The organism is Mesorhizobium sp. M0217 (assembly GCF_040321955.1).
Classification (GTDB): domain Bacteria; phylum Pseudomonadota; class Alphaproteobacteria; order Rhizobiales; family Rhizobiaceae; genus Mesorhizobium.
Genome location: NZ_JAMYSN010000010.1, coordinates 21,860 through 34,360 on the forward strand (window position 1 = coordinate 21,860; position 12,501 = coordinate 34,360).

A 12,501-nucleotide genomic window follows, 5' to 3' on the forward strand; every position below is an offset into this window, starting at 1 on the left:
CCGATGAGAGCCATCAGCTCTTGACGAAATGGATGCTGACCGTTCCCGAGCTGCCGAAGTCGGCGACGATCGTATCGCCGGGCCGCGCCTCGACCGGGCGCACGAACGATCCGGACAGCACCACCTCGCCGGCCGCGATGGACATGCCGTAGTTGGCGAGCCTGTCCGCCAGCCAGGCAATGCCCATCGCGGGATGGTTGAGCACGCCGGCGCCAAGCCCGGTCTCCTCGACCTCCGCATTGCGCGAGACGATGGCGCCGATCCAGCGCATATCGGCTTCATCGGGTCGTTGCGGCCGGCCGCCGATGACAATGCCGGCATTGGCGGCGTTGTCGGAAATCGTATCGAAGAAAGTGCGCGCCTTCTTTGTCTCGGCATTGACGCGTTCGATGCGCGTGTCGAGGATTTCGAGCGCCGGCGTGATATAATCGGTGGCGTTGAGCACGTCGAAGATGGTCACGCCTGGGCCCCTCAGCGGGGCCTTCATGACGAAGGCTATCTCGGCCTCGACGCGCGGCTGGATGAAGCGGCCGACGGGTATCGTCGCGCCGTCGTTGAAGAACATGTCGTCGAACAGCACGCCCGAATCCGGCGTGTCGATTGCGAGCGCATATTGCATCGCCTTCGATGTCAGGCCGATCTTCCAGCCCTTCGGGGTCAGCCCGGCATCGGTCTTGCGTTTCACCAGCGCTGCCTGGACGCGATAGGCGTCCTCCATCGTTGCCTCGGGAAAGTCGAGGCTGAGCAGACGGATCTGGCGGCGCGAACGCTCGGCTTCGAACAGCCTTGCCGCGGCATCTTCAACTTGCTCGGGGGTCACGATGCTGCCTCGTCGACGACGCCGTTGCGGAGCACGCCGATGCCGTCGGCTTCGACTTCGATCACGTCGCCCGGCTTCAGCCAGATCGGCGGGTCGAAGCGGGCGCCGGCGCCGGTCGGCGTACCGGTGACGATGATATCGCCTGGCACCAGCGTGGTGAAGGTGGAGACATAGGCGATGATCTTGCGGAACGAGAAGATCATCCGGCTGGTGCGGTCCTGCTGGCGCAATTCGCCATTGACGCGGGTGGTCAGCGCGATGTCGGCAATCTGCGCCTCGTCGGTGAACGGCACCAGCCACGGACCGAGCGAGCCGGTGCGGTCGAAATTCTTGCCCTGCGTGACGTTGAACTTGGCGTGCCGTACCCAATCGCGAATGGTGCCTTCGTTGCACAGGGATAGTGCCGCGATATGGTCAAGCGCATCCCTCTCGGCGATGCGTCGTCCACCCTTGCCGATGACGATGACGATCTCGCCCTCATAGTCCAGCTGCGGCGATTCCGGCGGCCGCACCAGCGGCGCGTTGTGGCCGACGAAGGAGCGGGGGAAGCGGATGAACAGCGACGGGTTCGAAGGCGCGGCCTGGCCGTCCTTGTACTCTTCGTTGCGGTCCGGGTAGTTGACGCCGACGCAGATGATCTTTTCCGGCGACGGCACAGGGATTTCATAAGCGATGGCGCCGACTGGAAAATCGACGGCGTGGGCTTCGGCCTCTTCCGCCAGCCGCCGTAGCACGCCGGCCTCGATCACTTCGCGCAGCGTCGGCCACTGGCTGTGCCGCGCCGACAGGTCGACGACGCCCTTATCTGTGACCACGCCATAGCGCGTCTTGCCGCCGACGGTGAAGGTGGCGAGCCGCCCATGTGCAGTCATCCCGGTCTCCGTCAGGTTCGCGTCTGTGGTCACGGTGCGATGATCGGCGACGCCGCCAAATCCGGTTGGCGTGCGGCCGCGCCGGCAAAGGTGCTGCCCTCCTCGAACCAGCTTTTCGGCGCCGGCGCGCCCCATAGCGTCTGGCGCTGCGGGTCCTTGAGGTCCCATTTGATCGGCTCCAGATCCGGATCGACCGTCTGGTAGTCCGAGCAATAGATCTCGATGCGGTGATTGTCCGGGTCGCGGACATAAAGGAAGAAGGCGTTGGAAATGCCATGCCGGCCTGGGCCGCGCTCGATGTTTGCGAGGTAACCGGTCGTCGCCATCAGATCGAGCAGGTCGATGATGTTGAGCGGTGTCGGCACCCAGAAGGCGACGTGATGCAGGCGCGGACCCACACCGTTGGTGAAGGCGATGTCGTGGACACCGCCCTTGCGGTGCGTCCAGGCCGCCCACAGCTTTCCGCTACTGGCATCCTCGGTGTATTCGGTGACGCGGAAGCCAAGCTCGTTGTAGAAGGCGACGGACTCGTCGACATTGGGCGAGAAGCAGTTGAAGTGGTCGATGCGCAGCGGCTTCACGCCCTTGTAGAGCGCATATTTCTGATGAATCGGCGGCAGCCTTTCCATTTGGGCAAAGAACTCGAGCGGAATGCCGTGCGGGTCGCGGGTGCGGAAGGTGCGCGACTGGTACGGTCGCTCGACCCACTCGACCGGCAGGCCTTTTGCCTTGAAGAAATGCTCGGCCTTGTCGAGATCCTCATCCGAGAAAACCTTGAAGCCGAGATCGCGTGCTTCGGCGCTGCCGGCCCTCTTCAGCACGATGCAGTGGTGTCCGCGCTCTTCCAGGGCCCTTAGATAGATGGCGTCCGATGTCTCGTCGGTAACCTGCAGGCCGAGCGTGTCGACATAGAAGGCGCGGGATTTCGCAAGGTCGGTGGCCGCCAGTTCGACATGGCTGAGGCGCACGATGTTGAAGGCGGGATAGAGGTTTGGTTTGGGCAGTGGCATGCGATGTCCTCCGGTCAGCCGCCGAGTTTCTGGATCGTGTGCGCTGAAGTGGCGAAGGCGATGTTCTTCGTCTCCATGTAGAAATCGAAGGAATGGTCGCCGCCGTCGCGGCCGATGCCGGAATTCTTGACGCCGCCGAACGGCGTCGGCAAATGCCGCACATTCTCCGAATTGACCCAGATCATGCCGGCGTCCAGCGCATCGGTGAAGCGGAAGGCGCGGGTAACATCCGACGTCCAGAGATAGCCGGTCAGGCCGTATTGGGTGTCGTTGGCCAGCGCCAGCGCTTCGGCCTCGTCCTTGAAGGAAATGGCGGTCAGCACCGGCCCGAAAATCTCTTCCTGGGCAATGCGCATCCTGTTGGTGGCGCCGGTAAACAGCGTCGGGCTGACATAGCAGCCACCTCCCGGACCGGCGAACTTGCCGCCGCCGGCGGCTACCACCGCGCCTTCCGATTTGCCGATCTCGATATAGGAAAGCACCTTTTCCTCGTGCACCGGATGGATCAGCGGACCAACCACCGTTTTGGGATCGAGCGGATGGCCAACCTTGATGCGCTTTGCCTTCTCCGCAACCAGATCCGTGAATGTGTCGTAGACCGAGGCTTCGACCAGAAGCCGCGACGATGAGGTGCAGCGTTCGCCGTTGAGCGAGTAGATCATGAACACGGCCGCATCCGCCGCACGTTCGAGATCGGCGTCGGCGAAGACGATCACCGGGTTCTTCCCGCCCAGTTCGAAATGCACGCGCTTCAGCGTATCGGCGCCTTGTTTCATGATCATCGAGCCGGTGCGGCTCTCACCGACAAAACCGATCGCCTTGATGTCAGGGTGCTCGGTCAGCGCCTTGCCGGCGTGCTCGCCGAGGCCGTTGACCAGGTTCCACACGCCTTTCGGCAGGCCGGCCTCCTCCGCGATCTCGACCAGCAGGCGAGCGGTCAGCGGCGAAAATTCGGCCGGCTTGTGGACGACGGTGCAGCCTGCCGCCAGCGCCGGCGCGATCTTCCATGTCGACAGCATGAACGGCGTGTTCCACGGCGTGATGATGCCGACCGGGCCGATCGGCACGCGCGTGGTGATGTTGACCTGGCCTGTCGTGCGCAGCGTCTCGCCGTCGCGCGCTTCCGGCGCGCGGTCGGCGAAGAAGCGGAAATTCTCGGCGCCGCGCAGCGCGGCCTTGGCCATGAATTTCAGCGCCTGGCCGGTGTCCATGCACTCGACGAAGGCGATCTCCTCGGCGCGCGCTTCGATCGCATCGGCTATCTTGTGCAGCAGCTTCTTGCGCCCGTCGCCCGGCATGGCGGCCCAGGCCGGGAACGCCGCCTTTGCCGCCTTGGCGGCGCGGTCGATATCGGCGGCGCTGCCACGCGCGACCTTGGCCAGCGGCTTGAGATCGACCGGCGACATGGCCTCGAAGGTCGAGCCATCCACCGCCGGCACCGCTTCGCCGCCGATCTGGTTCAGCACGCCGTCGCGCTTGAAACGGGCCAGATAGGCCTCGGCCTTTTTCAGATTGCCTTCGAGGTCGGACATATCAGCTTCCGTCACTTGCCGCGCAGTCGCGGGTGGATTGCATTTTTCTTCCAGCTCAGGACCGGATCGATTTCCCTGATCTCCAGGGAAAGAGCGAAATGCGGGGTCTCGAACAGGGGGGCGAGGTATTCGCTCACGGCGGAGAAGACCGCCTCCCCGGTTCGTCTCTTGTCCTCGGCACTGCGGCCGGTTCCAATGCGAAACGACATGTCGAGAAAGGCGTTTTCCGGTAAGCTGTCGGCGATCGCATAGGCCTCCGCGCGGAAGGCCCGCACCCGCACCGCGCCGGTTTCAAACAGCCCGGTGCCGAGCACGGTGCGCAACACCAGCGCGCACAATTCGCTCATGTCGACCTTGGCATCGAGGTTGGCCGAATACTCGATGGAAAAGTGAGGCACCGCGTCTCGCTCCCCGTATCGTTCCACTGCTGTAGTTAACGCGTTAATTACATGCAGCATCACTGAAGTCAAGCCTTGCATCCAAGTTGAGGCGACGATACGGGATGGAAAGGTCAGGTTTTGGCGTGCGGTCCCGCCGACCGCCCGCATCATTGGGGACGCTGCTTCTTGCTGCCTGAAAACACCCGTCGTTCTCTGCCGATGGCGCTGCTCCATGCCCGCGAAGTGGTGATGGCGCGGTTTCGTCCAATGCTGGCGGCGCATGATGTGACCGAACAGCAATGGCGCGTGCTGCGCGTTCTGAGCGAGGCCGGCCCTGTCGAGGCGACGGAACTTGCCGATCGCGCTTCGGTGCTGCCGCCCAGCCTGACACGCATCATCAAGACGCTCGAGGGCCGAAAATTCATCACCCGCAACAAGGCGGAAGGCGATGGCCGCCGTGTCGTGCTGACGATCGCCCCGGCGGGTTCCGCCCTGATCGATGCCTTGTCGCCGGAACGCCTCGTCATCTACCGCGACATCGAACAGCGCTTCGGACATGAGAGGCTCGAGCAATTGCTCGATCTGCTGGAGAGCCTGATCGCCGGCGAGAGCTGATTGCTGCGGCTCAGCCGCCAAAGCTGCCAAGCCGCGTCGGCTGCGTGTAATTGCGGTCGACATAGAGCAAGGCCGAGCCGCCGCTGCCGTGCCTGACGTCGATAACGCGGCCGATCATGACATTATGCGTGCCGACGATGTGCACATCCTCGATCTCGCAATCGAAATTGACGATCGCATCGGACAGCGCTGGCGTCCCCGAGGTCAGCGTTTGCCAGCGCGCCGCCGAATAGCGTGCCTCCATGTCCCTGGTCGCGCCGGCGAACTTGCCGGCCAGGTGCATATGGTCATGCGTCAGCACGTTGACGCAGAAGCGCCGGTTGGCGAGAAACATGGCCGCCTGCGTCGAGCGGCCGTTCATGCACACCAGCAGTGTCGGAGGTTCGTCCGACACACTGCACATGGCGGTGGCGGTGAAGCCGCCGCGCCCGGCCGGGCCATCTGTCGTGACGATGTTGACCGGCGCGCAGACCCTTGCCATGGCGTCGCGGAAATCGGCCTTCGAAATCTGCGTGGCCATCTGACATCACCCCGCCGATGAAGCGAGCGGATTGAGCCAGGTATCTCCCGTCCAGCCATTCTCGTCATAGTCGGCCATGCAGGTATCGACCAGTTCTTCCATGGCCTTCAGCCGGCCGCCGCGTTCGGCGCCCTTCAGCACCTGCAGCCGCACCTCTTCCGGCGCACCGGCATAGTTGAGTTCGTAGAGCGCGTGGCGGCCGCCGAACTCGGTGCCGGTCGCGTCCCACAACAGTTTCATGATCTTGATGCGCTCGACATGGCCCATGTCGTTGGAACCGCGCACATACTGCGCGAGGTATTTGTCGATCTCGGGATTGTTGAAGTCGCGCACCGATGACGGCAGGTAGATCAAGCCGGAGGCGATCACCCGGCGCACCGTGTCGATGACGCGCGGATAGGCTTCCGACATGAAAGTCCGGTAGGCAAGGGCTGCTTCCAGGTTGGGCAGGACAGCGCCATTCGCCCAGGGGATCGGATTGTAGGCCATGGCGTTGGAAAAGCTCCAGAACATGTGCCTGAGCGCGATGACCTCGCCCAGCGCCGCCTGGTTGCCGCGGAAGGCATCGCCGCCGGTGGCGCGCAGCGCCTTTGCCAGCAGGCCGGCGAGGAAGTCGAGCTTGACGGCAAAGCGTGTGCAGCCCTGGAAGCAATAGCCATGCATGAAGCCCGAAGCCGGATGGAAGGACAGGATTTTCTGCGCCTCGCGCAGCACCAGCACGTCCTCCCAGGGGATGAAGACATTGTCGAGCACCAGGATGGCATCGTTCTCGTCGAAGCGCGACGACAACGGATAGTCGAACGGAGCCGCCGCCGTGTTGGCCGTCTGCTCATAGGAGACGCGGCAGAACATCTTTACCCCCGGCGCATTCATCGGCACGATGAACATGACCGACAGCGACGGATCTTCGGTGACCGTCGCCGAACTCTGCGCCAGGAAATTGTAGTGGGTCAGCGCCGAGGACGTCGCCACCACCTTGGCGCCGGAGACATAGATGCCGGCGTCGGTCTCCTTGGTGATGTGGACGAAGACATCCTTCACCTGTTCGGCCGGCTTGTGGCGGTCGATCGGCGGGTTGACGATGGCGTGGTTCATGAACAGCACGGCTTCCTGCGCACGCTTGTGCCAGGCGAGCGCATTGTCCTTGAACGGGCCGTACCAGTCAGCATTGGCGCCGAGCGTGTTCATCAGTGCCGCCTTGTAATCGGGCGTGCGGCCCATCCAGCCATAGGACATGCGTGACCACTCGGCGATCGCGGTCTGCTGGGCCGCGAGTTCGCCGGAGGATTTGGCGACGCGGAAATATTTGTGGGTGTAGCCGCCCGAACCGGTATCGGTAGGCGAGGTCAGCGTGCCCTGCCGCTTGGGATCGTGCAGCGCATCATAGAGGCGCGCCAGCGACCGCGCCGAATTGCGCATCGCCGGATGGGTGGTGACATCGGCGATGCGCTCGCCGTTGATGTAGACCTCGCGGCCGTCGCGCAAGCTCTCCAGATACTCGGCCCCGGTGAACGGGCGCCCATTGTCGGCACGAAAGTCTTCCGATCGCATGATGTTCCTCCACTTATGGCATCAACTCTAGCGCTCCTGGCAAGGATCGGTTAGGACGTAACGGCAAAACCGATTGGACTTTTTCCGGCGCCATGAGCCTCAATTCCATTCCTGATTTCTTTGTCTATGGCGAGCCGGTGCGGCCGCTTGATGTCGGCTTCCTGCATGTCGAGACGGTGCTTGCGCGCAGCAACATTCATCTCGGCCAGGTTGCCGCGCACAAGCATCCGCAAATGGGCCAGATCACCTACTGGACCAGCGGCTCCGGCACCTACCGCATCGAAGACCAATCCTGGGACTTTTCGGCACCGGCCGTCAGCTTCGTGCCGAGCACCATCGTGCATGGCTTCTCGATCGGGCCCGGCACCGACGCCATCGTCGTTTCGGTCGCCGATGATGCGCTTGCGGCAATAGCCGCTCACAGCCTGCTGCCATTGGACCGGCCGGTCTTTGCCGATAGCCTTCCTCAGCACGTCGCGTGGAAAAGGCTGGCGGCGGTGCTGGAGATGATCGCCGCCGAATATGCCGAGGCGCAGGCCGGCAGTGACAAGACCCTGCCGGCGCTGATCGCCGTCGCGCTCTCGCACATCGCGCGCCTTGGTCCCGAGGTAATGGATGCCACCGGTTCTTCCGATGCTGCATTGGCGCGCGGCTTGCGCCGTCTGGTCGATGCGCATTTCCGCGACAACTGGCCCGTCGACCGCTACGTCGGGGCGCTGGCCACGACACCGCATCTTCTCGACAAGGCCGCCCATACGGTGCTTGGCAGCGGCGTCAAGCGGCTCATGGGCGAGCGACGGTTGCTGGAGGCCAAGCGGTTGCTGCTGTTCACCGTGCGCACCGTCGAGGACATCGCCTACGAAATCGGCTTCGAAGATCCGGCCTATTTCTCACGCTTCTTCCGGGAGCGGGTTGGCCAGGCGCCCGCCGCCTGGCGCCGCGCGCAGCTGGGGCAGAGTTGAAGCTTCCGCGCCGGCCAGGATCAGGCGTTTGGGCCGACACGCCGGCCAGGCACGGCGCCGCCGAGTTGATCCACCTGTTGATAGGTGTTGCCGCGCAGCATCACCCCGCACGGCGCGGCGCATCGAGATTGATGTCGCCGCGAAACTTGCTGGTGTTTTTTGTCGCTTCCAAACGGTTCGTTATTTGAACCACCAATTTACGTGCTATGAGCGGACTGCAAGGTGGATTGGCTTCCGTCCCATGCGAAGTATCTTGAGGATGCACGATGAGCACAGTCGGCAAAGCGATATCGCTGTTGGAGCAGTTCACGCTCGGCGAACCGGAGATCGGCCTGTCCGAGCTCGCCCGCAAAACCGGCCTCGACAAGGCAACGGCGCGGCGCCTGCTGATGGCGCTGGCCGACCACCGCCTGATCGAACAAGAGCCGGCAAGCCGCCGCTACCGGCTCGGCGCCGGCCTGTCGCGGCTGGCCCGCTTTCGCGACGCGCATTTTCCCTTCGTGCGCGTGGCAGCACCTGTGGTTCGCGAGCTGGCGCTGGAAACCGGCGAGACGGTGCATCTGTCGGAATTCAGCGCCGGCGCACTGCTGACGGTCCATGTCGAGCTCTCGGCAAAGGCCAACCGGGTCAATGTCGATGTCGGCCAGGTGCTGCCCTTGCACGGCACCGCCTCCGGCATCGCCTTTCTCGCCGCTTCGCCTCGGGAAGCGGCCGAGGCCTATGTCGACAAGCCGTTGCCGACCTTCACGCCACACACGGTGACGCAGCCCGAAAGGCTGATGAAGGCGATCCGGCTTGCCGCCAAGCGCGGCTATTCCTCGAGCTCCCAAGGCTATGAAGAAGGCGTGCACAGCATAGCCGCGGCAATCCTCGGCTCCGATGGGCGTCCTCTCGGTGCGCTCGCGGTGGCCTCGCCTGTGTCACGCGCCGATGACAGCATGGCAGCCAGCCAGGGCGAAGCGGTGATCCAGGCGGCGCGGCTGATTTCAGCGCGCCTGGCCGGCGAAGCCTGACATCTCTACCGTCGCAGGGGAGATGATTAGCGGGTTAAGTTCCCAGCGGCGCACCGGCCTTGCCGCGAGACCGGAACGCTTCGTCTGGGACAGGCGGCTGGAGCGCAGCAAGGAAGAATTGTTGTCGCCCGCCCGCGCGTCGCCCACGATCTCGGAAATCGCCTTTGCCTGCGGGTTCAATTCGAGTGCGCATTTTTCGCGCGCGTTCGAGAGCCGGTACGATGTGGCCCGCGGGAGTTGCGCCAGAGGCTGAGGGCGGTGGTGCATTAAGGGGTGGGCCGTTTGCCGGATCTTGGAGAGCGCCGTAGCTCGCCGAAAGCCGGCATCCGGCAGCAAGTTCTACATATTGGCAGCGGTTGGCCGCACGATCACTTCGTTGACGTCGACGCCATCGGGTTGATCAAGCGCAAAACGGATCGCCCGTGCAATGGCGTCCGGTGTGAGCGACTTCTGCCGCCATTCTTTCAGAGCCGTGGCGACCTGAGGATCGCTGATATCGTCGCCCAGTTCGGTTGCGGTCACTCCGGGGGAGATGATCGTGGCGCGGATGTCGTCATGCTCCTGCCGCAGCCCCTCCGTGATTGCCCAGACGGCATATTTCGTGCCGCAATAGACCGCCGCGGTGGGCAGCACGATATGCGCGCCGACCGAGGCGACATTGACGATATGCCCATTCTTCTGGGCGACGAAGCGCGGCAGCACCGCGGCGATCCCGTTCAGCACGCCGCCGATGTTGACATTGATCATGCGAGACCACTCATCGCGCTTCAGCGCGGCAAGCGGCGACAGCGGCATGACGCCGGCATTGTTGACCAGCACATCGATCTGCCCGAATTCGGCATGAGCGGCATCGGCAAAGGCGTCGAAATTCGCCGCGTCAGTCACGTCGAGTTCGCGCCACGCGACGCCTTTGCCTATTTCTGCGGCCAGCGCCTTGAGCCGCTCGGTGCGGCGGGCCCCGATGAACAGTCTGGCGCCGGCACCGGCAAGTTCCCGAACCGTCGCTTCGCCGATGCCGCTGGAGGCGCCGGTGATGAGTACAACCTTGTCTTTAAGTCCCGTCATGATCGTTCCTTTTTCGCTGCGGTGACGGGGAGATAGATGGCGCGAACCGGCAAAGGCCGGTAGCGTGATCGTCCAAAGAGTTTGCACGATCCTCCAAATGAACTCGAAATGCCTTGCAACATTTCGCGCCATGAAGATTTATGCGGCATGGAGAAAATCAATGAACTCGCCGAGCTGATCACCCGCTTTGCGCCGAAATCTGGCATGGCCGGCACTGCGGTGCCGCGGCTGTCGCTCATTCGCGCCAACCAGCCCAGTGCACCCGTGCCTGCGGTCTACGAGGCGTCGCTTTGCATAATCGCCCAAGGATCGAAGCGCGTCTCGCTGGCCGACCAGAGCGTGGTCTATGACGCATCGAGCTACCTGCTCGTCTCGGTCGACCTGCCGCTGGTCGGGCATGTGTTGGAGGCGAGCCCGGCGGCGCCCTACCTCTGTTGCAAGATAGATTTTGATTCCACCGCGCTGGCCGAACTGCTTGTGAAAGAAGGACGTGCATCCCCCAGCAGGGATCTGCCGGTGTTAGCTGCCTATCCAAGTGACCCCGACCTGATTGATGCCGCCTGTCGGCTTGTCAGGCTGCTCGATCGCCCCGAGAGCGTCACCGTGCTGGCGCCGCTGATCGAACGCGAAATCCTTTACCGGCTCCTCACCGGACCGCACGGTGACACGCTTCGCCAGATGGCGTCGGTGGACAGCCACCTGAACCAGGTCAGCCGCGCCATCGCCACGATCCGCAATCATTTCCAGGCACAACTGCGCATCGAAGAGATTGCGGCGGCATCAGGCATGAGCGCGTCGTCCCTTCATGCCCATTTCAAGGCGATTACGCGCATGACCCCGCTCGAATACCAGAAGCAGCTGCGCCTGCAGGAGGCGCGAAGGATTATGCTTGCCGGCGGCGCAAACGCAGGCACGGCCGGGTTCGCGGTGGGCTATGACAGCCCTTCGCAGTTCAGCCGAGAATATCGTCGCCTGTTCGGTGCGCCGCCCCGGAAAGATATTGACCGCCTTCAGGCAACACCCAGTTCGGCTGCGGCTTATTGAGTTTTCCGAGCGGCATGCGCCAGCCATGGCTGGTCAGGAGCCAGCCGCCTCCAGGTGGCGAAGCGTCCGATCATGCTCGGTAGAACTCCCGGTACCATTCGACAAAGCGCGGAACCCCTATTTCGATCGGGATTTTGGGCTTGAAGCCGGTCGCCTCCTCGAGCGAGCTGACATTGGCGAAAGTTGCCGGAACGTCGCCTGGCTGAAGTGGCCTGAGGTTGCGGTTTGCCTTGCGTCCCAGCGCGTCTTCGAGCACCTCGATCAATCGGTTCAGTTGAACGGGCGAATTGCCGCCGATGTTGTGAATCCTGAACGGGGCGTTGCTGGTCGCTGGGTCTGGCGCGACACTTTTCCACTCAGGATTGGGTGTCGCGGGTTGCTGCATGACGCGGATAATACCTTCGACAATGTCGTCGATATAGGTGAAATCCCGCTGCATGTTGCCATAGTTGAAGACCTCGATCGGCTCGCCGGCGAGGATAGCCTTGGCGAAGATGAACAGCGCCATGTCCGGCCGCCCCCACGGACCATAGACGGTGAAAAAACGCAGCCCGGTGGTCGGCAGTCCAAACAGATGGCTGTATGTGTGCGCCATCAGCTCGTTCGCCTTCTTGCTTGCGGCGTAAAGGCTGAGCGGATGGTCCGCCGGATCGTGCACGGAAAACGGCATGCGGGTGCTGCCGCCATAAATCGAACTCGACGATGCATAGACCAGATGGCCGACGGACGCCTGCCGGCATCCTTCCAGGATGTTGACAAAGCCGCTGAGGTTGCTTTCCACATAGGCGTGCGGATTGCTGATCGAATAGCGTACGCCGGCTTGCGCCGCGAGATTGACGACAACCTCCGGCGCGGCCGAAAGGAAGAGCTCCGAAATACGGTCCCGCTCCGTGAGATCGGCATGCTCGAAACAAAAATTCGAAAACGCTTTCAGCCGCTCGAGACGAGCCTGCTTCAGGCTGACGTCATAATACTCGTTCATGGAGTCGAGGCCGATAACCTGGCCTCCTTCGGCAAGCAGCCTCAGGCAAAGATGAAACCCTATGAACCCGGCTGCGCCGGTGATCAGTATCGGCCTGCTTGATGTCACTGCATATCCTAGCGTTAATTTCAGGCG

At 63.1% G+C, this 12,501-nt stretch carries 14 protein-coding genes; 5 read left to right on the forward strand and 9 right to left on the reverse strand.

The features are described 5' to 3' along the window. Nucleotides 1-13 precede the first annotated feature (13 nt). From hpaH to NKJ18_RS17405, 5 genes are read right to left on the reverse strand one after another with little or no spacing between them, the layout of a single operon-like run. Nucleotides 14-823: a 2-oxo-hept-4-ene-1,7-dioate hydratase gene (gene hpaH, locus NKJ18_RS17385; RefSeq protein ID WP_352759095.1), complete on the reverse strand. Its 810-nt coding sequence runs from the start codon at nucleotides 821-823 to the stop codon at nucleotides 14-16. Next, on the reverse strand, nucleotides 817-1,692 hold the full coding sequence (locus tag NKJ18_RS17390) for a fumarylacetoacetate hydrolase family protein (RefSeq protein ID WP_352758989.1): 876 nt from the start codon (nucleotides 1,690-1,692) through the stop codon (nucleotides 817-819). The genes hpaH and NKJ18_RS17390 overlap by 7 nt, the downstream gene beginning before the upstream one ends. Before the next feature lie 29 nt (nucleotides 1,693-1,721). Further along, on the reverse strand, nucleotides 1,722-2,702 hold the full coding sequence (hpaD, locus tag NKJ18_RS17395) for a 3,4-dihydroxyphenylacetate 2,3-dioxygenase (protein ID WP_023692268.1): 981 nt from the start codon (nucleotides 2,700-2,702) through the stop codon (nucleotides 1,722-1,724). 14 nt (nucleotides 2,703-2,716) lie between these two features. Next, nucleotides 2,717-4,234 (reverse strand): 5-carboxymethyl-2-hydroxymuconate semialdehyde dehydrogenase, encoded by a 1,518-nt coding sequence (hpaE, locus tag NKJ18_RS17400; RefSeq protein WP_023695204.1) that lies wholly within the window; start codon nucleotides 4,232-4,234, stop codon nucleotides 2,717-2,719. 11 nt (nucleotides 4,235-4,245) lie between these two features. Further along, nucleotides 4,246-4,632, reverse strand: coding sequence for a 5-carboxymethyl-2-hydroxymuconate Delta-isomerase (locus NKJ18_RS17405; protein ID WP_023695203.1), 387 nt, complete (start codon nucleotides 4,630-4,632; stop codon nucleotides 4,246-4,248). A 201-nt stretch (nucleotides 4,633-4,833) separates the two neighbouring features. Between NKJ18_RS17405 and hpaR the strand changes: the two genes are divergently transcribed. Further along, complete coding sequence (gene hpaR / locus NKJ18_RS17410; RefSeq protein WP_023704722.1) at nucleotides 4,834-5,229, forward strand: homoprotocatechuate degradation operon regulator HpaR; 396 nt, start codon at nucleotides 4,834-4,836, stop codon at nucleotides 5,227-5,229. Between the two features lie 10 nt (nucleotides 5,230-5,239). Here hpaR and NKJ18_RS17415 read toward each other — a convergent pair whose 3' ends face one another. Both NKJ18_RS17415 and NKJ18_RS17420 read right to left on the reverse strand, forming a co-directional pair. Next, nucleotides 5,240-5,749, reverse strand: coding sequence for a flavin reductase (locus NKJ18_RS17415; RefSeq protein ID WP_023667825.1), 510 nt, complete (start codon nucleotides 5,747-5,749; stop codon nucleotides 5,240-5,242). Between the two features lie 6 nt (nucleotides 5,750-5,755). Continuing rightward, nucleotides 5,756-7,300, reverse strand: coding sequence for a 4-hydroxyphenylacetate 3-hydroxylase N-terminal domain-containing protein (locus NKJ18_RS17420; protein ID WP_023704721.1), 1,545 nt, complete (start codon nucleotides 7,298-7,300; stop codon nucleotides 5,756-5,758). 92 nt (nucleotides 7,301-7,392) lie between these two features. Here NKJ18_RS17420 and NKJ18_RS17425 point away from each other — a divergent pair, with 92 nt between their 5' ends. From NKJ18_RS17425 to NKJ18_RS17435, 3 genes are all read left to right on the forward strand, one after another. Beyond that, nucleotides 7,393-8,262 (forward strand): helix-turn-helix domain-containing protein, encoded by an 870-nt coding sequence (locus tag NKJ18_RS17425; protein WP_023667823.1) that lies wholly within the window; start codon nucleotides 7,393-7,395, stop codon nucleotides 8,260-8,262. 266 nt (nucleotides 8,263-8,528) lie between these two features. Next, nucleotides 8,529-9,275, forward strand: coding sequence for an IclR family transcriptional regulator (locus NKJ18_RS17430; protein WP_023667822.1), 747 nt, complete (start codon nucleotides 8,529-8,531; stop codon nucleotides 9,273-9,275). A 22-nt stretch (nucleotides 9,276-9,297) separates the two neighbouring features. After that, a complete protein-coding gene (locus NKJ18_RS17435) occupies nucleotides 9,298-9,528 on the forward strand; it encodes a helix-turn-helix domain-containing protein (protein WP_023708113.1) in 231 nt (76 codons plus the stop codon). A gap of 86 nt (nucleotides 9,529-9,614) precedes the next feature. On the opposite strand, the gene NKJ18_RS17440 is transcribed toward NKJ18_RS17435, so the two are convergent. Next, complete coding sequence (locus NKJ18_RS17440; RefSeq protein ID WP_023682721.1) at nucleotides 9,615-10,340, reverse strand: SDR family oxidoreductase; 726 nt, start codon at nucleotides 10,338-10,340, stop codon at nucleotides 9,615-9,617. Between the two features lie 147 nt (nucleotides 10,341-10,487). Between NKJ18_RS17440 and NKJ18_RS17445 the strand changes: the two genes are divergently transcribed. Continuing rightward, nucleotides 10,488-11,384, forward strand: coding sequence for an AraC family transcriptional regulator (locus NKJ18_RS17445; protein ID WP_023667819.1), 897 nt, complete (start codon nucleotides 10,488-10,490; stop codon nucleotides 11,382-11,384). Between the two features lie 70 nt (nucleotides 11,385-11,454). Here NKJ18_RS17445 and NKJ18_RS17450 read toward each other — a convergent pair whose 3' ends face one another. Continuing rightward, nucleotides 11,455-12,474: an NAD-dependent epimerase gene (locus NKJ18_RS17450; RefSeq protein ID WP_023667818.1), complete on the reverse strand. Its 1,020-nt coding sequence runs from the start codon at nucleotides 12,472-12,474 to the stop codon at nucleotides 11,455-11,457. Nucleotides 12,475-12,501: the final 27 nt, after the last annotated feature.